General features: G+C 71.2%; 20 protein-coding genes. 9 read left to right on the top strand and 11 right to left on the bottom strand.

Annotated elements, in window-relative coordinates; all coding sequences use genetic code 11:
* Positions 1 to 13 precede the first annotated feature (13 nt).
* The gene (rnr, locus tag BM396_RS07190) at positions 14 to 2,335 is read right to left on the bottom strand and encodes a ribonuclease R (protein WP_043381105.1); all 2,322 of its coding nucleotides are present in this window, start codon (positions 2,333 to 2,335) and stop codon (positions 14 to 16) included.
* A 137-nt stretch (positions 2,336 to 2,472) separates the two neighbouring features.
* Positions 2,473 to 2,811: a hypothetical protein gene (locus tag BM396_RS07185; protein ID WP_043355289.1), complete on the bottom strand. Its 339-nt coding sequence runs from the start codon at positions 2,809 to 2,811 to the stop codon at positions 2,473 to 2,475.
* 106 nt (positions 2,812 to 2,917) lie between these two features.
* On the opposite strand from BM396_RS07185, the gene BM396_RS07180 reads away from it, so the two are divergent.
* Together BM396_RS07180 and BM396_RS07175 are read left to right on the top strand one after the other, a co-directional pair.
* On the top strand, positions 2,918 to 6,001 hold the full coding sequence (locus tag BM396_RS07180) for a D-2-hydroxyglutarate dehydrogenase YdiJ (RefSeq protein WP_043381102.1): 3,084 nt from the start codon (positions 2,918 to 2,920) through the stop codon (positions 5,999 to 6,001).
* Between the two features lie 8 nt (positions 6,002 to 6,009).
* Complete coding sequence (locus BM396_RS07175) at positions 6,010 to 6,900, top strand: ketopantoate reductase family protein (RefSeq protein WP_043381100.1); 891 nt, start codon at positions 6,010 to 6,012, stop codon at positions 6,898 to 6,900.
* Positions 6,901 to 7,038: 138 nt separating this feature from the next.
* Here BM396_RS07175 and BM396_RS07170 read toward each other — a convergent pair whose 3' ends face one another.
* From BM396_RS07170 to BM396_RS07155, 4 genes are all read right to left on the bottom strand, one after another.
* The gene (locus BM396_RS07170) at positions 7,039 to 7,353 is read right to left on the bottom strand and encodes a hypothetical protein (protein WP_043381099.1); all 315 of its coding nucleotides are present in this window, start codon (positions 7,351 to 7,353) and stop codon (positions 7,039 to 7,041) included.
* 17 nt (positions 7,354 to 7,370) lie between these two features.
* The gene (locus BM396_RS07165) at positions 7,371 to 8,990 is read right to left on the bottom strand and encodes a hybrid sensor histidine kinase/response regulator (RefSeq protein WP_043381097.1); all 1,620 of its coding nucleotides are present in this window, start codon (positions 8,988 to 8,990) and stop codon (positions 7,371 to 7,373) included.
* Between the two features lie 131 nt (positions 8,991 to 9,121).
* The gene (locus tag BM396_RS07160; RefSeq protein WP_043381094.1) at positions 9,122 to 11,095 is read right to left on the bottom strand and encodes an AI-2E family transporter; all 1,974 of its coding nucleotides are present in this window, start codon (positions 11,093 to 11,095) and stop codon (positions 9,122 to 9,124) included.
* Between the two features lie 57 nt (positions 11,096 to 11,152).
* Positions 11,153 to 11,533 carry a response regulator gene (locus BM396_RS07155; RefSeq protein WP_043355299.1) on the bottom strand — a complete coding sequence of 127 codons (381 nt, stop codon included), beginning with the start codon at positions 11,531 to 11,533 and terminating at the stop codon, positions 11,153 to 11,155.
* Between the two features lie 195 nt (positions 11,534 to 11,728).
* On the opposite strand from BM396_RS07155, the gene BM396_RS07150 reads away from it, so the two are divergent.
* Together BM396_RS07150 and BM396_RS07145 are read left to right on the top strand one after the other, a co-directional pair.
* On the top strand, positions 11,729 to 12,364 hold the full coding sequence (locus BM396_RS07150; RefSeq protein WP_043381093.1) for a glutathione S-transferase family protein: 636 nt from the start codon (positions 11,729 to 11,731) through the stop codon (positions 12,362 to 12,364).
* A gap of 145 nt (positions 12,365 to 12,509) precedes the next feature.
* Entirely contained in the window at positions 12,510 to 13,751 is a 1,242-nt protein-coding gene (locus tag BM396_RS07145; protein ID WP_043381090.1) for an MFS transporter, read from the top strand.
* 6 nt (positions 13,752 to 13,757) lie between these two features.
* On the opposite strand, the gene BM396_RS07140 is transcribed toward BM396_RS07145, so the two are convergent.
* Together BM396_RS07140 and BM396_RS07135 are read right to left on the bottom strand one after the other, a co-directional pair.
* Entirely contained in the window at positions 13,758 to 14,999 is a 1,242-nt protein-coding gene (locus BM396_RS07140) for an NAD(P)/FAD-dependent oxidoreductase (protein WP_043381088.1), read from the bottom strand.
* The gene (locus tag BM396_RS07135) at positions 14,996 to 15,943 is read right to left on the bottom strand and encodes a LysR family transcriptional regulator (RefSeq protein WP_043349301.1); all 948 of its coding nucleotides are present in this window, start codon (positions 15,941 to 15,943) and stop codon (positions 14,996 to 14,998) included. The genes BM396_RS07140 and BM396_RS07135 overlap by 4 nt, the downstream gene beginning before the upstream one ends.
* A 182-nt stretch (positions 15,944 to 16,125) precedes the next feature.
* Between BM396_RS07135 and BM396_RS07130 the strand changes: the two genes are divergently transcribed.
* The 4 genes from BM396_RS07130 to BM396_RS07115 are packed head-to-tail and all read left to right on the top strand — an operon-like array spanning position 16,126 to position 19,555.
* Positions 16,126 to 17,181 (top strand): class 1 fructose-bisphosphatase, encoded by a 1,056-nt coding sequence (locus BM396_RS07130; RefSeq protein ID WP_043381086.1) that lies wholly within the window; start codon positions 16,126 to 16,128, stop codon positions 17,179 to 17,181.
* 25 nt (positions 17,182 to 17,206) lie between these two features.
* Positions 17,207 to 18,067: a phosphoribulokinase gene (locus BM396_RS07125; protein ID WP_043349274.1), complete on the top strand. Its 861-nt coding sequence runs from the start codon at positions 17,207 to 17,209 to the stop codon at positions 18,065 to 18,067.
* A gap of 19 nt (positions 18,068 to 18,086) precedes the next feature.
* Positions 18,087 to 18,773, top strand: a complete 687-nt coding sequence (gene rpe / locus BM396_RS07120) for a ribulose-phosphate 3-epimerase (protein WP_043349271.1) — start codon at positions 18,087 to 18,089, stop codon at positions 18,771 to 18,773.
* The gene (locus tag BM396_RS07115) at positions 18,767 to 19,555 is read left to right on the top strand and encodes an HAD-IA family hydrolase (RefSeq protein ID WP_043381084.1); all 789 of its coding nucleotides are present in this window, start codon (positions 18,767 to 18,769) and stop codon (positions 19,553 to 19,555) included. Before rpe ends, BM396_RS07115 begins: the two co-directional genes overlap by 7 nt.
* On the opposite strand, the gene BM396_RS07110 is transcribed toward BM396_RS07115, so the two are convergent.
* Together BM396_RS07110 and BM396_RS07105 are read right to left on the bottom strand one after the other, a co-directional pair.
* On the bottom strand, positions 19,516 to 20,490 hold the full coding sequence (locus tag BM396_RS07110) for an MBL fold metallo-hydrolase (RefSeq protein ID WP_043381083.1): 975 nt from the start codon (positions 20,488 to 20,490) through the stop codon (positions 19,516 to 19,518). The genes BM396_RS07115 and BM396_RS07110 overlap by 40 nt on opposite strands.
* A 104-nt stretch (positions 20,491 to 20,594) precedes the next feature.
* The gene (locus BM396_RS07105; protein WP_043381081.1) at positions 20,595 to 21,635 is read right to left on the bottom strand and encodes an SDR family oxidoreductase; all 1,041 of its coding nucleotides are present in this window, start codon (positions 21,633 to 21,635) and stop codon (positions 20,595 to 20,597) included.
* A gap of 229 nt (positions 21,636 to 21,864) precedes the next feature.
* Here BM396_RS07105 and BM396_RS07100 point away from each other — a divergent pair, with 229 nt between their 5' ends.
* Positions 21,865 to 22,611, top strand: a complete 747-nt coding sequence (locus BM396_RS07100; RefSeq protein WP_043349263.1) for a YebC/PmpR family DNA-binding transcriptional regulator — start codon at positions 21,865 to 21,867, stop codon at positions 22,609 to 22,611.
* A 24-nt stretch (positions 22,612 to 22,635) separates the two neighbouring features.
* On the opposite strand, the gene BM396_RS07095 is transcribed toward BM396_RS07100, so the two are convergent.
* Complete coding sequence (locus BM396_RS07095; protein WP_043381078.1) at positions 22,636 to 23,622, bottom strand: alginate O-acetyltransferase AlgX-related protein; 987 nt, start codon at positions 23,620 to 23,622, stop codon at positions 22,636 to 22,638.
* Between the last annotated feature and the right edge of the window lie 34 nt (positions 23,623 to 23,656).

The raw sequence follows: 23,656 nt of genomic DNA, 5'->3' as shown, positions 1-23,656 counted from the left end.
TACATCGGCCGGGTCAGCGGCGCGAGCCGCGGTGGCGAGACCCGGTGTTGCGGATGCCGGGGGGGCGGCCGGGCGGCGCGGGCTTGAAGGGCCGGCCGCCGGATTTCTTGCCGGGCCCGGCGTTCCGGGCGCCGGAGCGGGTCCGCCCCTCGCTGAGCAGCTCGAAGCGCAGAGCCCCGGCCACCGGCGCGGCCTCGACGAGCCGGACCTCGACCCGATCGCCCAGGCGGAACGTCTCTCCGGTCCGCTCCCCCACCAGGGCGTGGCGGCCCTCCTCGTGGCGGAAATAGTCGGCGCCGAGCTGCGAGACCGGCACGAAGCCGTCCGCGCCGGTCTCGTCGAGCTTGATGAACAGGCCGGCCCGGGTGACGCCGGCGATCTGGCCCGCGAAAGTCGCGCCGACCTGGTCGGCGAGGTGGTGGGCGATCAGCCGGTCGATCGTCTCGCGCTCCGCCGCCATGGCGCGGCGCTCGGCCGCCGAGATTTGCTCGCCGATCTGCGCCAGCTCGCCCGCCGAGATGTCGCGCGCCAGCCCGTCCGAGCCGAGCCGGCAGGCGGTGATCAGGGCCCGATGGACGATCAGGTCGGCGTAGCGCCGGATCGGCGAGGTGAAGTGCGCGTAGCGGCGCAGGTTCAGGCCGAAATGCCCGAGATTCTCGGCGGCGTAGACGGCCTGGGCCTGGCTGCGCAGGATCACCTCGTTGAGGAAGACCCCGTGCTCGGTCTCGGCCGCCGTGGCGAGGATCCGGTTGAACAGGGCGGGGCGCAGCGCCCCTTCCTTGGGCAGCTTGATGCCCACAGAGGCCAGAACCTCGCCCAGCGCCCGCATCTTCTCCAGGGCGGGCTCGTCGTGGACGCGGTAGATCAGCGGCTGGCGGGCGTGCTCCAGGGTCTCGGCGGCGGCGACGTTCGCCTGGATCATGAACTCCTCGATCAGCCGATGGGCATCGAGGCGTTCCGGCACGATCACCCGGTCGACCGCGCCCTCGGGGCTCAGGAGAACCTTGCGCTCGGGCAGGTCGAGGGCGAGCGGGCCCCGGCGGTCACGGGCCGCGCGCAGGGCCGCATAGGCCGCCCAGAGGGGGCGGAGCGCCGTCTCCAGCAGCGGCCCGGTCGTGTCATCCGGCTGCCCGTCGATGGCTCGTTGCGCCTGCGCGTAGGCGAGCTTGGCCCGGGAGCGCATCATCACCCGGTGGAAGCCGTGGTGGCGCATCTCGCCGTCGGCGGCGATGACCATGCGCACGGCGAGCGCCGGCCGGTCCTCGCCCTCGCGCAGGGAACAGAGATCGTTCGAGATCCGCTCGGGCAGCATCGGCACGACCCGGTCGGGGAAATAGACCGAGTTGCCCCGCTCCAGGGCCTCGCGGTCGAGGCTGGAGCCGGGGCGGACATAGGCCGCCACGTCCGCGATGGCGACGGTGAGGATGAAACCGCCGGGATTGGCCGGATCCGGATCGGCCTCGGCCATGACGGCGTCGTCGTGGTCCTTGGCGTCCGGCGGGTCTATGGTGAGGAGCGGGCGGTCGCGCCAATCCTCGCGGCCCTTCAGCGTGGCGGGCTCGGCGGCATCCGCCTCGGCCAGGGTCGTGTCGGCGAAGACGTGCGGGATGTTGTGAAGGTGCAGCGCGATCAGGCTGACGGCCTTCTCGGACCCGAGTGAGCCGAGCCGCTCGCGGACCCGGCCCCGCGGCAGGCCGAAGCGGGTCTCGCGCTCCAGGGAGACGCTGACGAGGTCGCCGTCGCGGGCCTGCCCTTCTTCGCCGGGCGGGATCAGGATCTCGCGCCCCTGCGAGCGCTTCTCGACGGGCACGATCCGGCCGCCTTGCGCGCCGGCCCGGTAGACGCCGATGATCTCGGCCTTGTTCTTCCCGATGACCTTGACGACCCGGCCGGTGTAGCCGCCCTCGGCGTCGCGCTCGACGCGGATCAGGGCGCGGTCGCCGATGCCCGGGGCCGGCCGGCTGCCCTTGCGGGGGCCGCGCGGCTGCGTCAGCACGATGGCCGGCGGCTTGCCCGTGCCGGTCCATTCCACCGGTATCGCCAGGAAATCGCCGTGGCGGTCCCGGGAGCGGATGTCGGCCAGCACGACCGGCGGCAGATGGCCCGCCGGGGCGAGGCCGCCGCGGCCACGGTCGAGGGCGCCCTCCGCCTCGATCTCCTTGAGGATGCGCTTCAGGTCGATCTTGGCGGCCCCCTTGATGCCGAAGGCCTGGGCGATCTCCCGCTTGCCGACGCGTTCCTTCGACTCGGCCACGAAGGCGAGGATCTGCTCGCGGGTGGGGAGGGGCGGAGGAGCATCGGGCTCGGCCGCGGGGGCGGTGGTGCGTCGTGCCAAAAGGGGGATGCCGGACGGTTCTGCGGTAGACGGGACCCGCGTGCGGGCGCGGGACCGAGGCGTCGGTCCTGTAGGACTAACATGGGGGCCCCGCCCGCCCGCGGCAACGCCGCCCCGGCTTTCCTCAACAGGCGCGATCAGCCAGTCGAGGCGCTCGTCCGGATGCGTGCCACGGCTTGGTCCATGTCGAGACCGGGTGCGAGCAACTCGTCCAGGGTGAAGGGACAGGCGCGCGGCAGGGTCAGGTTCACCCGTCCTTCCTGCGGCGCCAGCTCCGGCGTCTCGGCCTTCCGGATGGCGAGCGTCCAGGCGCCGTCCATCCGCAGGCTCTCCGGCTCGGGGGGATCGTCCGCGAGGGCCCTGAGCTTGGCGCGACCCGCATCGCGGCACGCGCGGCTCAGGCCGTCGTCGGAGAGAAGGGCGGCCTTGATCAGCTCGGCCAGGGCATCCCTGACTCGTTCGACGCTCGCGTTCATGGGTATCCGTCCCGAAGATCGCGGGTGCGTGGCAAGCCGGATGCCAGCGCGCGCGTCATCCCGTCGCCGATGGTCTCCCGCGCTCCGCCGGGTGTAGAAGGCGCGGATGATCCCGGTCCTGACCCGCCACACCGAGGCCGTGCCGCTCTATGTTGCCGCCTGCGCCGAGCTGCGCCTGCGCGGCTTCGAGGGCGATCTGACGCTGTCGGACGCCGACCGCACGGTCTTCTCCACCGACAACTCGATCTACCAAGTGGCGCCGGGGGCCGTGGCCTTTCCCCGCAGCCGCGACGATCTCGTGCGCATCGCCAAGCTCCTCGAGGATCCGCGCTTTTCCGAGATCGTGATCCGGCCCCGGGGCGGGGCGACCGGTACCAACGGCCAGTCGCTGGGCCACGGCCTCGTGGTCGACACCTCGCGGCATATGAACCGCATCCTGGAGATCGACGTCGCGAACCGCTTCGTCCGGGTCGAGCCGGGAGTGGTGAAGGACCAGCTCAACCGGGAGCTCGCCAAGCACGGCCTGTTCTTCGCGCCGGAACTCTCCACCTCGAACCGCGCCACGATCGGCGGCATGATCTCCACCGATGCCTGCGGGCAGGGCTCGTGCCTCTACGGCAAGACCCGGGATCACGTCCTGGCGCTGACCTGCGTGCTCACCGACGGCACGGTCTGGACCGCCGAGCCCCTCGACACGGAAGGGCTCGAAGCCGCCAAGGGGCGCAACGACCGGGTCGGGGCGATCCACCGCACCATCGATGCCGTCGTCACCGCGAATGCGGCGCTCATCGCGGAGCGCTTTCCCAAGCTCAACCGCTGCCTCACCGGCTACGACCTCGCCCATCTGCGCGACGCGGGCGGCCGGTTCGACCTCAAGAGCGTGATCTGCGGCTCCGAAGGAACGCTGGCGCTGATCGCCGAGGCGCGGCTCAACGTGCTGCCGATCCCGAAGGCCGCAGTGCTGGTCGCGCTGTCCTACGTCGATTTCGATGCGGCGCTCCGCGACGCGCAGGCGCTGCTGCCGTTCGGTGCCGCCTCGGTGGAGACCATCGACTCCACGGTGCTGGCGCTCGCCCGCAAGGATCCGATCTGGGCCGAGGTGCGGGCCTTCTTTCCCGACGATCCGGCCGGACGGCCGGTGGACGGCATCAATCTCGTGGAATTCGTCGGCGACGACGCGGCCTCCGTGGAGGCCGCCCTGGCGCGGCTCACCGGCCTGCTGGAGGCCGAGCGCGGCACCGACACGAAGCGCCTCGGCTTCACCATCGCCCGGGGCGACGCCATCGAGCGGCTCTGGACCATGCGCAAGAAGGCGGTGGGCCTCCTCGGCGCCGCCCAGGGCGATGCCCGCCCGATCCCCTTCGTGGAGGATACGGCCGTCCCGCCGGAACGGCTCGCCGATTTCATCGCGGAATTCCGGGCGCTCCTCGACGGCAAGGGGCTGCGTTACGGCATGTTCGGCCACGTCGATGCCGGCGTGCTGCATGTCCGGCCGGCCATCGACCTGAAGGATCCGGACCAGAACGGCCTGATCCGCGAGGTCACGGAAGGCGTGGTCGCGCTCACCGCCAAGTATGGCGGCCTGCTCTGGGGCGAGCACGGCAAGGGCTTCCGGTCGGAGTTCGTGCCCGCGACCTTCGGGCCGCTGATGCCGGCGCTGGAGGCGGTCAAGCGCGCCTTCGATCCGGGCGACCGGATGAACCCGGGCAAGATCGCCTCGGCCAAGGGGGAGGGGCTGACCCGGATCGACGGCGTGCCGCGCCGGGGCGAGCAGGACCGCACCATCCCGGCGGCGGTCCGGCGGGGGTTCGACGAGGCGCTCCATTGCAACGGCAACGGCGCCTGCTTCTCGTTCGATGCCGACGAGGCCATGTGCCCGTCCTGGAAGGCGACGCGGGAACGCCGGCATTCGCCCAAGGGTCGCGCCTCGCTGATGCGCGAGTGGCTGCGCCGTGCGGCGGAGGCGGGGATCGACCCGGCCGCCGAGCTGGCGCGGCAGCGCGCCGGGTGGCTGCACGACGTGGCGGCGACCTTGCGGAGCGGTATCCGCCGCCGGTCGGAGGCCGACGATTTCTCCCACGCCGTCAAGGAGGCGATGGATGGCTGCCTCGCCTGCAAATCCTGCACGGGGTCCTGCCCGATCAAGGTCGATGTGCCGACCTTCCGGGCCAAGTTCCTGGCGCTCTATCACACGCGCTACGCCCGGCCGCTGAAGGATCACCTCGTGGCGGCGTTGGAACCGCTGCTGCCGCTGGCGGCCCGGATTCCGCGCCTGAGCAACGTCGTCCTGACCAATCCGGTGGCCCGGCTGCTTCTGGCCCGGGCCGGGCTGGTGGCGATCCCGGCCCTGTCGCCCGTCGCTCTCACGGAGCGGCTGGCGGATCTCGGGGTCGCCGTCGCGACGCCGGACGCCCTGGCCCGGCTGGATGCGCAGGAGCGGGCGCGGGCCGTGCTGGTGGTGCAGGACGCCTTCACCACTCATTTCGACGCGGACGTCGTGGCCGATAGCTGCGCACTCCTCATCGCCCTCGGCTTCCGGCCCTGGCTCGTGCCCTACCGGCCGAACGGCAAGCCGCTGCACGTACACGGCTTCCTGGCGCGGTTTGCCGCCGTCGCCCGGTCCAATGCCGCGATGCTGCGCGATCTCGCCAGGCACGGCGTGCCTCTGGTCGGGATCGATCCGTCGATGACGCTGACCTACCGGTCCGAATACCCGCAGGCGGTGGGCGACGATCTCCCGAAGGTCCATCTCCTCCAGGAATGGCTGGCCGCCCGGCTCGACCGGATCGCGCCGGGCCAAGGCGGCCGCACGATGCGGCTGCTGCCCCATTGCACCGAGCGCACCAACGCTCCGGGCGCGGTGCGGGACTGGCAGGCCGTGTTCGCCCATCTCGGCCTGCGGCTCGAAGTGCCGGCCGCCGGCTGCTGCGGCATGGCGGGGACCTACGGGCACGAGGCGCGCCAGCGTGCCACCTCCGAGGCGATCTACGGCCTGAGCTGGGCCCGCCACGTGGCCGAGGCGCCCGGCTGCACCCTGCTGGCGGACGGATATTCCTGCCGGTCCCAGGCCACGCTGGTCGACGGCGTGCGGCTGCGACACCCGGCCCAGGCGCTCCTCGAGCATGTCCGTGCGGATGCCGGCGGCGCTGCGGCCTTCCATCCCGCCCGCGCCGCGGCTGCGGCGCCATGAGATCTGCCATGAACGTCGCTGTCGTCGGGGCCGGCGCTGTCGGCTGCTATTACGGGTTTCTCCTGGCGCAGGCCGGCCACGCGGTGACGCTGATCGGACGCCCCGCCCTGGTCGAGGCCGTGGGGGCGGCCGGGCTGGTGCTGGAGCGCGCGGCCGGGACGGCCTCGGTCCCCGTGCGGGCGACCGAGGCCGGCGACGGCGTGTCCGGCGCCGACCTCGTGCTGGTCTGCGTGAAGTCCGGCGATACCGAAGCGGCGGGTGCGATGATCGCAGGCCATCTCGATCCTGCCGCGACGATCCTCAGCCTCCAGAACGGCGTCGACAACGCGGAGCGGCTCGCCGCCGTGCTGGACCGGCCGGTCGTGCCGGTGGCGGTCTACGTCGCCACCGCGATGGCCGGCCCCGGCCATGTCCGGCACAACGGGCGCGGCGACCTGATCCTCGGCGCCTCGAAGACGAGCGACCGCATCGCCGCCGCTTTCACGGCAGCCGGCATCCCCACGACGGTCTCGGCGCGCGCGGTCGACGCGCTCTGGGCGAAACTGATCACGAACTGCGCCTACAACGCCCTCTCGGCCCTGACGCAGCGTCCCTACGGTCGCCTGCTCCAGGGCGAGGGCGTCGTCGCGGCGATCACGGATGTCGTTCGGGAATGCGTCGCCGTCGCCGAAGCCGACGGGGTGTCGGTGCCCCCCGACATCCTCGACACCGTGCTGGATCTCGGTGTCACCATGTCCGGGCAGCGTTCGTCCACCGCCCAGGACCTCGCCCGCGGCCGGGCCAGCGAGATCGACCACCTCAACGGTTTCGTCGTTCGCAAGGGCGCGGCGCTCGGCATTCCGACACCGGCGAACCGGTTGCTGCACACGCTGGTCAAGCTCGCCGAGCACAAGGACTGACATCGCTCTCCGGCGCCCGGACCGTCACCCCGAGCGCAGCGACGCGGCCCGGGGTGGCGCCACGTCGGAGAGTCCGGCGCCGCTGCATTGCTGCGCTGCCCTCGCGAAGACGAGGGCGGCCCGGTGCGCACAGGACGGTTACGCCCGTGCGGCGGCGTTGGCCTTGCGGGTCGCGGCGGCCTTCCTGGCGGAGGCGGAGCGTTCCGCGGCCGTCCGCCCGGCCGAGGCCTTGCCGCCGGATTCGCCGCCCTTGTGGGCGGCCGGATGTCCGGTGGCCTTGCCGCGGCCCGAGCCGCCCGGCTTCTTGCCGCCGCCGTCGTCCTTGTTGACGGTGGCCCAGGCCCGGGCCTCCGCCTCGTCCTCCGGCACCCCGCGGGCCTCGTAGGACTCGGCGATGTGCTCGGCCTTGCGCTTCTGCTTGTCGGTGTACTTCGATTTGTCGCCCTGGGACATGGGCCGTCTCCCGAAGCTCAGCCCACGCCGGTCGGACCGTCGAGGATGGCGCGCACGCGGCGGACCAGCTCCGTGCGCCGGTAGGGCTTGTTCAGGAGATCAAACTCCGAGCCGCCGATATCGGTTCGCTCCAGGCTCGCCTCCGCGTAACCCGTGGCGAGCAGCACCTTGAGCTTGGGCTGGCGGCGGCGGGCTTCGCGGGCCAGCAGCACGCCGTTCATGCCGCCGGGCATGATCAGGTCGGTGAAGAGCAGATCGATGCGCTCGCTCGAATCCAGGATCTCCAGGGCCTCGCGGGCATTGCTCGCCACCAGCGTCGTGTAGCCGAAGTCCCGCAGGATGGTGCGGGCGAGTTCGGCCACGTCCTCGCGGTCGTCGACGATGAGGATCGTCTCGGAGCCCTGCCGATCAACGGACCGCAGCGAAACCTTGGCAGGGGCATTGACGTCGCCGTCGGTCGCGGGGAACGACAGGCGCACCGTCGTGCCCGCACCCACCGCCGACTCGATCTGCGCCGCCCCGCCCGACTGCTTGGCGAAGCCGTAGACCATCGACAGGCCGAGCCCCGTCCCCTTGCCCTCCTCCTTGGTGGTGAAGAACGGGTCCATCACCCGGGCGAGCACAGCCGGCGGGATGCCGGTACCCGTGTCCTTGATGGCGATGCTGACATAGCGCCCGTCGCGCAGCGGACCGAGCTCCCGGCCGCGGGCGGCGACCTCGCTGTTCTCCGTGGAGATCCGGACGGTGCCGCCCTCCGGCATCGCGTCGCGGGCGTTGATCAGGACGTTCAGGATCGCGACCTCGGCCTGGGTCGGATCGACCCGGCAGTTCCAGAGATCCTCCGCAAGATCGAGTTCGACCTTCACGGCCTCGCCGACGGAGCGGGCGACCATCTCGCCCATCCCCTCGATCAGGGTGTTGAGATTGACGGCGCGCCCGTCCAGCCGCTGCTTGCGGGCGAAGGCCAGCAATTGCTGCGTCAGCGTCGTCGCGCGCTCCGCAGCCTGGCGGATGTTCTCGGTGGCGCGGCCGAGCCGGGCGCGGTCGGCGTCGGGCTTCTCCAGCCCGGCCGCCAGGATGTCGACGTAGCCGACGATCACCTGGAGGAGATTGTTGAAGTCGTGCGCGATGCCGCCCGTGAGCTGGCCCAGCGCCTCCATCTTCTGAGCCTGACCCAGCGCTTCCTCGGCGTCGCGGCGGCGCGAGACGTCGAGCTGAGAACCGAAATAGTACACGAGCTCGCCGTCGGCATTGTAGACCGGCGAGACGAACAGGGCATTCCAGAAGGTCGAGCCGTTCTTGCGGTAGTTCAGGATCTCGGTGGCGAACTCGCGCTTCTCGGCGATAGCGGCCCGGACCTGCGCGACGCTCTCGCGGTCGGTTTCGGGGCCCTGAAGGAAGCGGCAGTTGCGCCCGATCAGCTCTTCCGGCGTGTAGCCCGTCATCGCCAGGAACGCCCGATTGGCGAAGATGATCGGGTTGTCGGGCTGGCGCGGATCGGTGACGATCATCGGCATGCGCGTCGTCTCGACCGCCGCGAAGAAGATATCGCTGCGGCGGTCGGTCAGGTCACTCGGCGCGCTGTCCCTGATCGGAGGGCTCGGCCCGGAGGGCGGTGTTTCTGGGGTCTCAGACATGCGCGGTGATGTTCAGCCTCCGGGACGTAAAAGCATTTTGCGCGCGCCCGATCACGAAAAGCGGACGGAACACTAGCGGTCGAGAGCGCGATGTCGACGGCCCGTCCTCAGAGGTGGTGTCGCACGGCGCGTCATGCCACTGCCGGCTGCGCCGAACCGGAACGCGCAGTCACGGGTGCCGGGACGAGCCGGGTGGGTGCGGATTCCTGACAGGCGCCGAGCACAGCCGAGAGCGCCTCGTTCAGCGATGTCACGAGGAAGTCTGCCGAGGTTGCCCGGCGCAGCCGTTCCAGGGTCGCCGGATCGCGCTCGCGCCAGAAGCCCACGAGGATGCGCACGCCCGGCACCGCCGCACGGGCCTGCCGGACGGTGAAGCGGATCTGCGAGAGGCTCACCGGCTCGAGATACGAGAAGCAGATCAGCGCGAGCCCTTCCGGATTGTCGGGACGCTCGCCGGCGCGGATCGCGGCCATCGAGAGAATCTGCGAGGCCAGCCCGTGGCGGGCGAGGATCTGGCTCAGCATCAGCGTCGCCGCCTCGTCGAACGGGCCGCGGCTCGACACGCACAGCACCGGCGTCTCGCTGCGCCAGTTGGGGGCGAGATCCTCGCGCTCGAGGACGATGCCGGCCACTTGCCGGTCGGGCCCGATGGCGGCCAGCGCCGCCGCAGTCTCGGTATCGGGCCCGCGCCCGGAGCCTCGGCGGCTTCGCCGGGTCATCGGAGCGGTCCCGAGGCGGTCGACGACCGTGCGGATCGCCGCCCCGACCTCCGCCTGCCGCTCGCGGTCCAGGGTGCCGCGCGAGAGATCCTCCTGCGCGAGCAGCAGGCCGGCGAGGGCGACCTCGTCGTAGTAGGTGACGAGGGCGCGCTCCTTGAGGAACTGCCAGCCCTGGTCGATCGCCTCGACCGGATCGCCGGCCAGCATGCGCTGGTAGAAGATCTCGGGCGGCGACAAGGCTGGCTGATCGCCCAGCAGGACGTCGAGGTACCAGAGGCGCTCCACGTGCCGGCCGAGGACCACGAGGCACACGGTGAGCGGCGTGGCCAGGACGAGGCCGATCGGCCCCCACAGGAACGTCCAGATCGTCGCCGCGAGGATGACGGCGACCGGCGAGAGGCCGGTGGAGTGGCCGTAGAGGAGCGGCTCGACCACGTGGCCGCAGATCGGCTCCACCACCAGGAACAGGACCGCGGTGGCGATCACCATGCCCCAGCCGGGATCGACGGCGGCGGCGAGGATCAGCGGCAGAAGGGCGCTGATCGCCGCGCCGATATAGGGCACGAACCGCAGGATCGCCGCGAGGACACCGAACAGGGTCGGACTCGGGACGCCGATCATCCAGAGTCCGAAGCCGATGACGAGGCCGAAGGCGATGTTGAGGGCGAGCTGGGCCAGGAAGAAGCGGCTGAGCCGGCTCGTGGCATCGTCGATCGCCGCCGTGGTGCGGCGCAGGTCGCCCGAGCCGCCGGCGAGCCGGATCGCCCGGTTTCGCAGATCCTCCCGCTGGAGCAGGATGAAGATCGTGAAGATCAGGATCAGGCCCGTCGTGGCCAGCGGGTGCAGGATCGGGCCCGCGAAGGTCTGAAGCGTGTCGACCACGCTGGCGCGGGCGGGCGTGAGTTCCACGGTGAGGGGATGCGTGCGCGATCCCGGCTCGCCGCGGACCTCCGCGGCCGGGGGCGGCTGCAGGGTGGCGCTGAGGTCCTGCACCATGTCGACGATCCGCGACAGGGTGCCGGTCCCGGCCGTCGCCCCGCGCAGATCCTTGATCTTGGTACGCATCACCTGCGTGTAGCGCGGCAGGTCCGAGGCGAGCTGGGACGCCTCGCTGGCGATCAGGCTGCCGATCCCGAACAGGGCGCCGAAGACGATCACCACCACGAGGAGGACCGCCGGCGCACGCGGCACGCGCAGCCGCCGCAGGATCCGGACGGCCGGCACCAGCACGAAGCTGAGGAGGATCGCCAGCGTCACCGGAACGAGGATCTCGCGCCCGAGATACAGGGCCGCCAGCGTGGCGACCACGAGGAGGATCGAGGCCAAGGCCACGAAGACCGGCAGGCCCTGCCGCAGGCGCTGGGCAGTGACGGGATCCTCGCTCACGGACACGCTCCACTCACATCAGGTCTCGGGATCGCAATTCGCGCGTCCGCGGTCGGGTCAGCTCGCCGGGGCGGTCTCGCCCAGGGCGGTGCTGATCTGGCTGAGAAGCTTCGAGAAATCGACCGGCTTCGGGTGGTAGTCGTCGCAGCCGGCCTGGATCGCCTTGTCGCGGTCGCCCGACATGGCGTGGGCGGTAAGCGCGATGATCGGGATCGCCCGCGTGTCGGTGCCCGACTTCAGCGTCCGGGCGACCGACCAGCCGTCCAGGACCGGCAGGTTCATGTCGAGCAGGATCACGTCGGGCTGACCCGAGCGGGCTTGTCGGACCCCGGCCTCGCCGTCATGCGCGAGGATCACCTCATACCCGCGCCGCTTGAGGCGGCGGGACAGGAAGTCCCAGATCTCTTCGTGGTCCTCGACCAGCAGAATCTTCGCCATCAGAACTCATACCCCCGGCTCGCGTCGTGCCGGACGGCAGCTCAACGCGCGGCATCGCACAATCGCCCAACGTTCCTGCCCCGATTCCGGTCCCTGGAGAAGGGCCGCTTCGGTGCGAGGTTGACCCGTCCTCCGGCCGGTATGAGCGTGTGCTTCGGCGAATCGACAATCCTCTGAGGGGGCGGAGCCACCAATATGCCTGACATCGAGTTCTTTCATTCGCCCAATACCCGCTCGTCAGGGGTGCGCGTCCTGCTCGAGGAACTCGGTGTCCCGTACCGGCTGCACGTGCTCAACATGCGCGCCGGCGAGCACCTCGAAGGGGCCTACCGTGCCGTCAATCCGATGGCGAAGGTGCCGGCGATCCGCCACGGCGAGGCCGTGGTGACCGAGCAGGCGGCCATCTACCTCTACCTCGCCGACCTGTTCCCCGAGGCCGGGCTCGCCCCGGCGCCCACCGAGCCCGACCGGGCCGCCTATCTGCGCTGGATGGTGTTCTACGGCTCCTGCTTCGAGCCCGCGGTGATCGACCGGCACCTGAAGCGGGAGCCGGGCCCACGCGCCATGTCGGGCTATGCCGATTACGACAGCGTGATCGCCCGGGTGAAGGAGGCGCTGACTCCGGGGCCGTACCTGCTCGGCGAGCGCTTCAGCGCCGCCGACATCCTGTGGGGCGGCGCCCTCGGCTGGACGACGGGCTTCGGCCTCGTGGAGCCCGCGCCCGTCCTGACGGCCTATGTCGAGCGCATCCGGTCCCGTCCGGCCGCCCGGATGGTCGCGGCGGAGGATGCGCAGCTCGCGGAGGCGCATCAGGCGGCCGCCTCGGCCTGAGCGCCGCCGGGCTCGGGCGGCAGCGATCCCCCGCACCGGATCCGGCGTTCGACGCGCACGGATCTGTCGCGCAACGGGGTTCCGCTCCGGCGGGGGAGATGCGATGTCGCGAGCCTGGTTTGGCCCGCGTCGCGCAGCGTCCCTCATGACCGACAGCACAGAGCCGGCTCTCGTCCCCGCTGCGACGCTGCCGAAGTCGCCGCCGACGTCGATCCCGCGTCTCATCGTCGTCCTGGCCTGTGCGGGGTTCGGCAGCACCTTCGCGCTCCGCTCGGTCGAGCCTCTCGTCGGCGTGCTCGCCCGGGATCTCGCGAGCGACGCCCACACGGTGGCGCTCCTCTCCACCGCCTTCGCGCTGCCTTACGCCTTCATCCAGCCGGTGCTCGGCCCGATCGGCGACGCGCTCGGCAAGGAGCGGGTGATGAGCACCTGCCTCGCGGTGCTCGCCGTCGCCCTGACCCTGTGCAGCATCGCCCCCGATATCGGCAGCCTGTTCGGCCTGCGCATGCTGGCGGGGGCGGCGGCGGGGGGCTGCATTCCGCTGTCCCTGGCGCTGCTGGGTGACCGGGTGCCGATGGAGGGCCGTCAGGTGGCGATCGGCCGGTTCCTGGTGGCGGTGATCCTCGGCCAGCTTTCCGGCTCGACCTTCGCGGGCCTGATCGAGGCGGCGATCGGCTGGCGCGGTGTCTTCGCGGTCACCGCGGCGGTGGCGGCCATCGCCTGCGCGGCGACCGTGTTCGGGTTCGACCGGACCGGCCGGCCCGCCGCGCGCCGTCTGGCCTTCGGCGAGGCGGTGACCCGCTACCGGACGATCCTGCGCAATCCCCGGGCGCGGGTGCTGTTCTCGGCGGTGTTCATCGAGGCCATCGCGATCTTCGGCGTGTTTCCGCACCTCGCCCCGCTGATCGAGGCCCGCGGGGAGGGGGGACCGCGCGAGGCCGGCCTCGTGCTGGCGGGGTTCGCGGTCGGCGGCCTGCTCTACTCGGCCCTGGTCGGGCTGCTGGTGCGGCTGCTCGGCCTGCCGCGCATGCTCATCGGCGGCGGCCTGATCTGTAGTGCGTCCCTCACCGTCGTCGGGCTCGCCGGCACGTGGCAGGTCGATTGCGCCGCGCTCACCGCGATGGGGCTCGGCTTCTACATGCTGCACAACACCTACCAGACGCAGGTCACCGAGGTGGCGCCCAAGGCCCGCGCCTCCGCGGTGGCGCTCCATGCTTTCTCATTCTTCTGCGGGCAGGCGCTCGGCGTCGCGGTGATCGGGCAGGCGCTGCTCCGGTTCGGCCAGCTCGGCGCGCTCCTGGGATGCGCCCTCACGATCCTGGCGCTCGGGATCGGCACCGCCATCGCCCTGCGGCAGAAGCCGGCCCCGGTGGCGTTCCCGGGCTGAGAACCCTCAGGGCCGCTGCAGCGCCAGCGCCTTGAGGTCGAAGCCGGGATCCGCCGCCTGATCCGGGCTCAGCGGCGTTCCGGCCGTGAGCAGCCGCCGGGCGATCATGTGGTCGCCCGCCCGGTCGACGGATTCGACGGCGCTCAGGCGTCCGTCGCGGAATCGGAAGACCGAGAAGGCGGAGCCGGAGCCGCGGACCACGCTGGCATCCGTGGGGCCCGCCAATCCGGCGATCTGCAGCTTGTGCCGGCCCTGGTCGCTCCAGAACCAGGGCAGCGCGCCGTAGGCCGCCGGCTTGCCGGTGAGCCGCGCCGCCAGGCAGCGCCCCTGGTCGATGGCGTTCTGCACGGACTCGATCCGCACGGTGCCGTCCGGCGTGAGCCCGTGAGCGAAGGGGCTGGGAAACCGGGCGCAATCGCCGATCGCCGAGATGGCCGGATCGGGTGTCGACAGGAACGCGTCGACCCGCACTCCATCCTCGGCCGGCAGGCCCGCTTCCAAGGCGAGCTCCCGGTTCGGCAGCACCCCGATGCCGACCAGGACGAGGTCGGCGGGCAGTTCCCGGCCGTCCGCGAGGGCCACGCCGACGGCACGGCCGTCCCGCCCGAGGATCGCCGTCACGCCGGCCCCGAAGGCGAAGCGCACGCCCATCGCCTCCTGAGCCGCGCGGAAGAACGCGCCCATCTCGGCCGAGACCGCCCGGGCCATAGGCCACTCGGCCGCCTCGATCACCGTCACGGAGAGGCCGCGCCCGGCCGCGACGGCGGCGAATTCGAGCCCGATGAAGCCCGCGCCCACCACGACGATCGCCCGGGCCGCCTCGATCTGCGCCCGGAGCGCGTCGGCATCCGCAAGGCCGCGCAACTGGCGCACGCCGTCGAGCTCGGCTCCGGGCACGGGCAGGGGCCGGTTGCGGGCGCCGGTGGCGATCACGAGGTGGGCGTAGGGCAGGTGCTCGCCGTCCGACAGCTGCAGAAGACGTGTTGCCCGGTCGATCGCGACGGCGCGGAGCCCCGGCCGGTGCGCGATGGCGTGCTCGGCGAAGAAGCCGGGGGGGCGCAGGAACAGGCCTTCCTGGTCTGTCTTGCCGGCGAGGTAGGCCTTCGACAGGGGCGGACGCTGGTAGGGAAGGGCGGCCTCGTCGCCCACCAGGGTGATCGGATCCCTGAACCCACCCTCGCGCAGGGAGGCGGCGAGTTGGAAGCCGGCCTGGCCGGCGCCCGCAACGACGATTCCGACTGGACTCACGCCTTGGCTCCCGCCGGCACGAGACCGCTCTGCGCGACGCCCGGCAGGCTGCGCGCACCCTCCGACATCAGATAGGACCAGACCGCGGAAGCGGCCGGACCCAGCACCTTGTCGGCGCGCCGGACCGCGTACCAGTCGCGCCGGATCGGCAGTCCCTTGACGTTCAGGAGGACGAGGCGGCCGCTCTCCAGCTCGGCCGCCACCGAGTGCACCGAGAGCAGCGCGATCCCGAGCCCGGCCATCACCGCCTGCTTGATGGTCTCGTTCGAGCCGGTGTCGATGTCCAGCGGCGCCCGCTTGACCAGGACGCCGCTCATGAACTCCTCGAAGACCATGCGCGTGCCCGAGCCCTCCTCTCGCAGGAAGAACGGCTGGTCGGCGAGATCCTCGCGGTTCAGCCCGGTCTTGCCCGCGAGGGGATGGCTTGGCGGGGCGATCAGCACGATCGGGTGCGGTCCGAAGGTCGCCGCCTCGATCGGGAAGTCCCGGGGCGGGCGGCCCATCAGGGCGAAGTCTATCTCGTAACCGCGCAAAGCCTCCACGGTCTGGCCGCGGTTGCGCACCGACAGGCTGATCTCGACCCCGGGATGCTTCTTGACGAAGCCCGCGATCACCTGCGGGGCGAAGTACTTGGCGGTGGAGACGACGCCCAGCGCCACGCGCCCGCCCTCGGCGCCGCGCAGGGTACGCAGGCGGTCGGTGCAGGTCTCCAGCACGGTGTTGATGCTGTCGATCGCCCAGAGCATCTCGCGGCCGGCATCGGTCGGCTTGAGGCCGCCCGGCGTCCGGTCGAACAGCAGCAGCCCGGCCTCCTCCTCCAGCTGGCGGATGCGCGCGTAGAGGGCGGCCGAGGTGACGTTCAGCTCCTGCGCCGCCCGGGTCATGGTGCCGAGTCGGGCCACGGCAGCGACCGCCTGAAGCTGCTTGAGGGAGAGATTGCGCATGGCGGACATCTCGTTTTTTTCGTCCTATGACACAAGATCGCACAGAAATCTTGAAGGCCGCGCCGCGGGTTCCTGTCGATCCGGAGACACAGACCGCTATCTTGGCGGCCAAGCGGCCGCTACAGAGCCGGCGCGGAAGGCGCGATCCCGACGGACGGGATCCGAGCAGGAGGAGTAGGCCGATGGCAATTTCAGCGGCGATCGGGACGCCCCTCGAGACCTGTCTTGCGCAGGCCGTGGACGCCAATCCGGCGCTGAAGGACACCGCCGCGGTGATCGCGGCCGTGGCGCGCTCGGCGGTGGAGATCAGCGAGCGGATCGGGCGCGGTGCGCTCGGCGGCGACCTCGCGGCGGCCGGCGAGCACAACAGCGACGGCGACGTCCAGAAGGCCCTCGACGTCATCGCGCACGAGAGCGTGACCGCGGCCCTGCGCGGTGCCCCGGTCGCCGAGGTCGCCTCCGAGGAGGCCGAGGAGGTGATGCGGCTGAACCCGGACGCGCCGCTCGCCGTCGCCATCGACCCCCTCGACGGCTCGTCCAACATCGGCGTGAACATGGCCGTGGGCCTGATCTTCGGCATCCGGCCGTCGATCAAGGATCCGGCGAATCCGCTCGCCTCGTTCACGACCCCCGGCTCGACGCAGATCGCCGCGGGCTTCGTGACCTACGGCCCGGCCACCGCGCTGATCCTGACGCTGGGGGAGGGCACCCAGTCCTACGTGCTCGACCGCGCCGAGGGCACGTTCAAGCTGACGAGCCCGGCCATGTCGGTGCCGGCCTCCACCAAGGAATTCGCTATCAACGCCTCGAACGCCCGGCACTGGGATGCCCCGGTGAAGGCCTATATCGAGGATTGCCAGCGCGGCACCGAGGGCCCGCGGGACAAGGACTACAACATGCGCTGGCTCGCCTCCCTGGTGGCCGACATCCAGCGCGTCCTGACCCGCGGCGGCGTGTTCCTCTACCCGGGCGACGCCCGGAAGAACTACGCCCGCGGCCGCCTGCGGCTGCTCTACGAGGTCGCCCCCGTGGCGATGCTGGTCGAGCAGGCCGGCGGCACGGCCACCGACGGCCAGACGCGGATCCTCGACCTGGTGGCCACCGGCATCCACGAGCGGGCGCCCCTGGTCTGCGGCTCCACCGAGGAGGTGGCCTGCGTCGCGACCTATTACGCGGGCGGCAAGCCCGATGCCGGCCGCTCGCCGCTGTTCGGGCAGCGCGGTCTGATGCGGTCGTGAGGCACAGCACGAAGTCCGGACGGTAATGTCGGCGCGGCACCCCATCATCTCGGTGACCGGCTCCTCCGGGGCCGGGACCACCTCGGTGCGCAACACCTTCGAGCAGATCTTCCGCCGCGAGGACGTGCGGGCGGTCTTCATCGAGGGCGACGGCTTCCATGCGTTCGACCGCGACACGATGCGGGCGATGATGGCGAACGAACCGACGCTGTCCCACTTCGCGCCGCGCGCCAACCTCCTGCCCGAGCTGGAGGCGGTCTTCCGCAGCTACGCCGAATCCGGGACCGGCCGCACCCGCCACTACGCCCACGATGCCCACGACGCGCAGGCCTTCGGCATCCCGGAGGGCAGCTTCTCGGACTGGGAGTCGTTCCCGCCGGATTCGGACCTGCTGTTCTACGAGGGCCTGCACGGCTGCGTGGCCGATCAGGATGTCGACATCGCCCGCTACGCCGACCTGAAGATCGGCGTCGTGCCGGTGATCAACCTCGAATGGATCCAGAAGCTGCACCGGGACCGCTCGTTCCGCGGCTACTCCACCGAGGCGGTGACCGACGTGATCCTGCGGCGCATGCCCGATTACGTGCAGACCATCTGCCCGCAATTCTCCTTCACCGACATCAACTTCCAGCGGGTGCCCACGGTCGACACCTCGAACCCGTTCATCGCCCGCTGGATCCCCACCGCCGACGAATCGATGGTGGTCATCCGCTTCAAGGACCCGAAGGGGATCGACTTCTCGTATCTCGTCTCCATGATCCACGACAGTTTCATGAGCCGGGCCAATTCCATCGTGATTCCCGGCGGGAAGCTGGATCTGGCCATGCAGCTGATCCTGACGCCGATGATCATGCAGCTCGTCGAGCGCCGTCGCAGGCTGGCCTGAACAATCCCGAAAGCCTCCCATGCTCCCACCCGTCATCGCCCCCTCGATCCTGTCCGCCGACTTCTCGAAGCTCGCCGAGGAGACCCGCGCCGTGGACGCGGCCGGCGCCGACTGGATCCATCTCGACGTCATGGACGGGCACTTCGTGCCCAACATCACCTTCGGGCCGCCGGTGGTGAAGGCTCTGCGCCCGCATACGCAGAAGTACTTCGACGTCCACCTGATGATCGCGCCCGCCGACCCGTACCTCGCGGCCTTCGCGCAGGCCGGGGCCGACGGCATCACCGTCCATGCCGAGGCCGGGCCGCACATCCACCGCTCGCTCCAGACCATCCGCGACCTCGGCAAGCGCGCCGGCGTGGCGATCAATCCGGGCACGCCGGCCGCCCTGGTCGAGCCGGTGCTCGACCTCGTGGACCTCGTGCTGGTGATGACGGTCAATCCCGGCTTCGGCGGCCAGAGCTTCATCAAGAGCACGATGGAATCGGTGGCGCGGGTGCGCGCCATGGTGGCGGGCCGGGACATCCGCATCCAGGTCGACGGCGGGATCGACCCCGAGACCGTCAAGGCGGCGAGCCGCGCCGGGGCCGACACGTTCGTCGCCGGCAACGCGGTCTTCGGCGGCGGTCCGGGCGCCTATGCCGAGCGCATCGCGGCGATCCGCGCGGGCGCGGAGGGCGCCTCCGGTCGCGACCTGTCGTGCTGAGGGCGCTGATCTTCGACGTCGACGGGACCCTCGCCGAGACGGAGGATCTGCACCGGCAGGCGTTCAACCGCGCCTTCGCGGAACTCGGCCTGCCCTGGCGCTGGGACGAGGCGCTCTACGCCGACCTGCTGACCGTGATGGGGGGCAAGGAGCGGCTCGCCCATTACATCGACACCCGGCACGCAGCCGAAGCCGAGGCGCTCCACGCGCTGGCCCCCGAGATCCACGCCCGCAAGACGCGCGCCTACGGCGAACTGGTGGCAGCGAGCGGCCTGCCGCTGCGCCCCGGGATCGCCCGGCTGATTGCCGAGGCCCGGGCGGCGGGCCTGCGGCTCGCCGTGGCCACCACCACGAGCCGGCCGAATGTCGACCGGCTCCTGGCCGCCAACTTCCCGCCGGACGCGGCACCCTTCGACGTGATCGCGGCCGGCGACGAGGCGAACCGCAAGAAGCCCGCCCCCGACGTATTCCTCCTGGCGCTCGCCGGCCTGGACATCCCGGCCTCCGAGGCGGTGGCCTTCGAGGATTCGGCCGCCGGCATCAGCTCGGCCCGGGCCGCGGGACTGCCGGTCCTGGCGACACGGAGCCGCTACACCGAGAGCCACCCGCTCGACGGTGCCTTCTCGGCAGTCTCGGATCTCGGTGAGCCGGAACGGCCGCACCGTCACATCGCGGGCGTCGAATGGCCGGGCGGGGTCGTGGACTTGGCGAACCTGATCCGGGTGCACGCGACCCTGGACGATCAGAGCACGCCGTTCCAGGCGATGGGCACCAGCCGGTAGCCCGGCCCGTTCCGCTCCACATGGCCGAGGGACGGGAAGGGGAAGTGGTAGCCGACCACGAGGGCCTTCTCGGACGCGGCCATGTCGTAGAAGCGGTGGCGCGTCGCCTGCGCCTGATCGGCATCGTAATCGTACATCACGTGCCAGTCCGGGTGCTGCAGGAAGAAGGCCGGAATGTTGGTCACGTCGGACTGGATCAGCAGCCGGTCCGCCCCCGAGGCGATCGCGAAGGCCGTGTGGCCGGGCGTGTGGCCGGGCGCGGCGAGGGCGGTGATCCCGGGTGCGACCTCCTCGTCCCACGCGAAGGTGCCGATCCGGTCCTTCAGGTCGCCGAGCACCCGGCGGGTGTTGGCGAAGTAGCCTTGCGTCACCGGGTCGGCGGCCTGGGCCATGTGGGCGTCGCTCATCCAGAATGCCCAGTCGGGCGCGGCGGCCCGGATCTCGGCGTTCGGGAAGGCGAGGCTCCCGTCCGCCCTCTTGAGGCCGTTCGTGTGGTCGGGATGGAGATGCGAGAGCAGCACGAGGTCGATCTCCTCGGGTCTGATCCCGGCCGCCGCGAGGTTCGCCGCGAGCCGGCCGACGGGCGCGCCCGGCACCGGACCGTTGCCGGTATCGATCAGGATGAGCTTCGCGCCGGTGTTGATCAGCGTCGGGTTGAACGGCACCGTCACCTGGCCGGGCGGCATGTAGGCCGCCTGCGCGGCGCCGAGTGCCGCGTCCCGGGGAACATTGCGCACGAAGCGGTCCGGCATCGGGAAGCTGCGCGCCCCGTCGTTGAGGATCGTGACCTCGCAGCTGCCGACGCGGGTCCGGTAGAAGCCCGGCGCCTGCGATCCGCCGAAGGGCGCCGCGGCGCGGGCGCCGCCGCCGAGACCCAGGACGGCCCCTCCGGCGAGCGCACCCCGTACGAGGTCGCGGCGGTTCGTTGCCGGCATCGGATCCTCCCTAAAGCCCGGTGCCGCCTGGGGCGCCACACAGCGCGTTCCGCAAGGTTTGCGCAGCCCCGAGGCTGCGCGATGGGCCTGCCTAAACCGGTATCCTAGCGTCTGCCCAGCCGGCGGCCGGCGCGCGCTTCCGCCCGCCCATGCGCCTCGGTGGCGAACAGCATCGTCCCGGCCACGATGCCGAGCGCCGCCGCGATCCCGAACTTGAGCCAGCGCGGGTCTGCCGCGGCGACGTGGCCGGTCGCCCGGGCATCGAAGCGGCCATGGGCGCCGGGATCGGTGTCCACCGGGTCGTAGAGGTTGTCGGGGCGGTTCGTCTGCGCCTGCACGCTGGTCATCTCCCCGCGATAGCCGTGCCGGGCGAGGTAGCCGTCGATCCAGCCCGGGATCAGCATGTTTCCGATGATCGCCTTCCAGGCCGAAGCCCCGATCCACAATTCCCGCGGCGCGTCGTGCGCCGCCCGGAACACGTGCCGGGCGATCGCCTCCGGCTGGTAGATCGGCGGCACCGGTTCGAGCTTGCGCGGCATCCGCGACCGCGCCCAGTCGAACTGGGGCGTGTTGACCGCCGGGAGCTGGACCATCGTCAGCCGCACCCGACTGCCGTCGTGGAGCAATTCGCTGCGCAGGGAATCCACGAATCCGCGCACGGCGGCCTTCGCGGCACAGTAGCTCGCCTGCAGCGGGATCGACCGATAGGCGAGCGCCGAGCCGATATGCACGATCGTGCCCCGGTCGCGCGGCACCATGTGGCGGAGCGCCGCCAGGGTCCCGTGCACCTGCCCGAGATAGGTGACCTCGGTGGCGCGTCGGAACTCCTCCGGGTCCGTCTCCTGCACGGGCGCGTAGACCGTCACCATCGCGTTGTTGACCCAGACGTCGATGCCGCCGAACGCCTCGGCCAGCGCGTCGGCGGCCTGGGCGACGGCCTCCGCGTCGGCGACGTCGGCCGCAAACGCCAGCGCCCGGCCGCCCGCCCGCTCGACATCGCGGATCGTGCCCCTCAGCCCGGCCTCGCCCCGGGCGATCAGACCGACATTCCAGCCGTGCCGGGCGAATTCATGCGCCACGGCGCGGCCGACACCGGCGCTCGCGCCCGTGACCATGACCGTGCTGCGTCCGTTCCGGCTCGACATCGGGCTTCCAGCTCAGGGAGAAGTGCAGCGCCAACGCCCGAGGCGGGTATTCTTTCCGCGATCACGGGATTGCGAAGCCTGCGCGCCCGTGTCCCCCTGCGCGGTGCCGAGCGGCGGCGGCCGCGTTGCTTCGTCCGAAGGCGGCGGCCTATATACGGCGCGACCTCACAGCCGCGACGGCGGGGTCCCGGACGCCCGCCCTCGCCAACGAACAAAAGTCTGAACCGTCATGGCAGGCCATTCGCAGTTCAAGAACATCATGCACCGGAAGGGCCGGGTGGACGCAGTCCGCTCGAAGGTGTTCGGCAAGCTCGCCCGCGAGATCACCGTGGCGGCCAAGCTCGGCACGCCCGACCCGGCGATGAACCCGCGCCTGCGCGCCGCGATCCTGGCGGCCCGCGCCGAGAACATGCCCAAGGACAATATCGAGCGCGCCATCAAGAAGGCCGCCGGTGCTGACGGCGAGAACTACGAGGATATCCGCTACGAGGGCTACGGGCCCGGCGGCGCCGCCCTGATCGTCGAGGCGCAGACCGACAACCGCAACCGCACCGCCTCGGACGTCCGCTCGGCCTTCACCAAGTCCGGCGGCAGCCTCGCCGAGACCGGCGCCGTCGCCTTCATGTTCGACCGCGTCGGCGTGATCGCCTACCCGGCTTCCGTGGCCGATGCCGACACGATGCTGGAGGCCGCCATCGAGGCCGGCGCCGACGACGTCAGCTCCGGGGAGGACGGCCACGAGGTCGTCTGCGCCCAGGATTCCTACGGCGAGGTCACCAAGGCCCTAGAGGCGCGCTTCGGCGAGCCGAGCCGCACCGGGCTGATCTGGAAGGCACAGAACACGATCGACGTCGACGACGAGACCGGCGAGAAGCTCATCCGCCTCGTCGAGGTGATCGAGGATCAGGACGACGTCCAGCACGTCTACGTCAACTTCGCCCTGTCGGACGCGCTGGTGGCCAAGCTGCAGGCCTGAGCGGGGCCAAGCCGCGGGCGCCGCTCACGCGCCTGCGGCTGCCAGTTCCGCTCCGAAGCGGTCCTGCGCGTAGCGCTCCACCGAGAAGGTGTCGTTGGGCAGCTGGACCATGAAGCGCTCGGCCACCTCGGTCAGCACGATGTCGGGCCGGACGCGCTCGATATACGGCCAGTCCAGGGAGGTGCTCCAGATGAAGTGCACCTCGCGGAACGTCTCGGCCAGCATGATCGTCAGCATGTACGGCATGACGTGCGAGAAGGAATCGCCGAACAGCGCCAGCCGGCGCGGATCGGTGGCCTTGGCGTTCCCGTAGATCACGTGCGCGCCGACATGCAGCGTGTGCAGCAGGCCGGCCTTCTCCCGGGCTTCGACGATCGGGCTGCCATAGGTCCGGACCGCGTCCTGCTGCATCAGGACGGTGCGTGAGCGCGCCCGCCGGGGCGGGTCGAAGGCGCTGCCCAAATCGCCGTCGTGGTCGGTCTCGAAGGACGGCCGCTCCCGCAGATCCGGCCGGGGCTCGGCGCCCAAAGCCCGGCAGATCTCCGCGTAGGCGAGATAGCAGCCGTCTGCGGACCAGTGGGTGTCGGTCCGGCAGTAGAGATCGGCCGTATCGCGCTGCGCCCGCATCGGCGTCACCAGATCGATGCAGGTCTGGCGCCAGCGCGTCCGTCGGCGCCAGGCCGCATAGAGGCCGAAGGGCCCGCGGAACCGACCCGGCGGGGGCTCGTTGTGCAGGAGCCGATAGGCCGGCGAGGCGCTCGGCCGGATGGTCAGCCCGTCGAGCCGGTGATCGTAGATCATCAGCTTCTCCGGGGCGACGACGTGGCGGTACAGGATTCCCTGGGCGCGCAGGCGCCGCTCCCGCATCGTCACGAGGCTGCGCCACTGCCAGATCAGCTCCGTGGTCTCCTCCGGCCGCTCGTACTGGCCCAGCACGTCGTTGCGCCCGGTCTTCAGGAACAGCCATCCATCCTGGCCGACATGGATGTGGTCGGGCGTGCTCGGAGCCATGGCGCACTCGTGGAATGGCCCCCCGCTCGAACGG

The organism is Methylobacterium sp. UNCCL125, from assembly GCF_900116795.1.
In the GTDB taxonomy this organism is placed as follows: domain Bacteria; phylum Pseudomonadota; class Alphaproteobacteria; order Rhizobiales; family Beijerinckiaceae; genus Methylobacterium; species Methylobacterium fujisawaense.
Note: the sequence above shows the minus strand (reverse complement) of the source record. Positions and strands in the feature narration are given on the sequence as shown.

What these genes read in the sequence shown, in the direction of transcription:
- BM396_RS07185 (WP_043355289.1), bottom strand. Translation starts at nt 2,811, where the DNA reads ATGAACGCGAGCGTCGAACGAGTCAGGGATGCCCTGGCCGAGCTGATC.
- BM396_RS07180 (WP_043381102.1), top strand. Translation starts at nt 2,918, where the DNA reads ATGATCCCGGTCCTGACCCGCCACACCGAGGCCGTGCCGCTCTATGTT.
- BM396_RS07175 (WP_043381100.1), top strand. Translation starts at nt 6,010, where the DNA reads ATGAACGTCGCTGTCGTCGGGGCCGGCGCTGTCGGCTGCTATTACGGG.
- BM396_RS07170 (WP_043381099.1), bottom strand. Translation starts at nt 7,353, where the DNA reads ATGTCCCAGGGCGACAAATCGAAGTACACCGACAAGCAGAAGCGCAAG.
- BM396_RS07165 (WP_043381097.1), bottom strand. Translation starts at nt 8,990, where the DNA reads ATGTCTGAGACCCCAGAAACACCGCCCTCCGGGCCGAGCCCTCCGATC.
- BM396_RS07155 (WP_043355299.1), bottom strand. Translation starts at nt 11,533, where the DNA reads ATGGCGAAGATTCTGCTGGTCGAGGACCACGAAGAGATCTGGGACTTC.
- BM396_RS07150 (WP_043381093.1), top strand. Translation starts at nt 11,729, where the DNA reads ATGCCTGACATCGAGTTCTTTCATTCGCCCAATACCCGCTCGTCAGGG.
- BM396_RS07145 (WP_043381090.1), top strand. Translation starts at nt 12,510, where the DNA reads ATGACCGACAGCACAGAGCCGGCTCTCGTCCCCGCTGCGACGCTGCCG.
- BM396_RS07135 (WP_043349301.1), bottom strand. Translation starts at nt 15,943, where the DNA reads ATGCGCAATCTCTCCCTCAAGCAGCTTCAGGCGGTCGCTGCCGTGGCC.
- BM396_RS07130 (WP_043381086.1), top strand. Translation starts at nt 16,126, where the DNA reads ATGGCAATTTCAGCGGCGATCGGGACGCCCCTCGAGACCTGTCTTGCG.
- BM396_RS07125 (WP_043349274.1), top strand. Translation starts at nt 17,207, where the DNA reads ATGTCGGCGCGGCACCCCATCATCTCGGTGACCGGCTCCTCCGGGGCC.
- rpe (WP_043349271.1), top strand. Translation starts at nt 18,087, where the DNA reads ATGCTCCCACCCGTCATCGCCCCCTCGATCCTGTCCGCCGACTTCTCG.
- BM396_RS07110 (WP_043381083.1), bottom strand. Translation starts at nt 20,490, where the DNA reads ATGCCGGCAACGAACCGCCGCGACCTCGTACGGGGTGCGCTCGCCGGA.
- BM396_RS07105 (WP_043381081.1), bottom strand. Translation starts at nt 21,635, where the DNA reads ATGTCGAGCCGGAACGGACGCAGCACGGTCATGGTCACGGGCGCGAGC.
- BM396_RS07100 (WP_043349263.1), top strand. Translation starts at nt 21,865, where the DNA reads ATGGCAGGCCATTCGCAGTTCAAGAACATCATGCACCGGAAGGGCCGG.
- BM396_RS07095 (WP_043381078.1), bottom strand. Translation starts at nt 23,622, where the DNA reads ATGGCTCCGAGCACGCCCGACCACATCCATGTCGGCCAGGATGGATGG.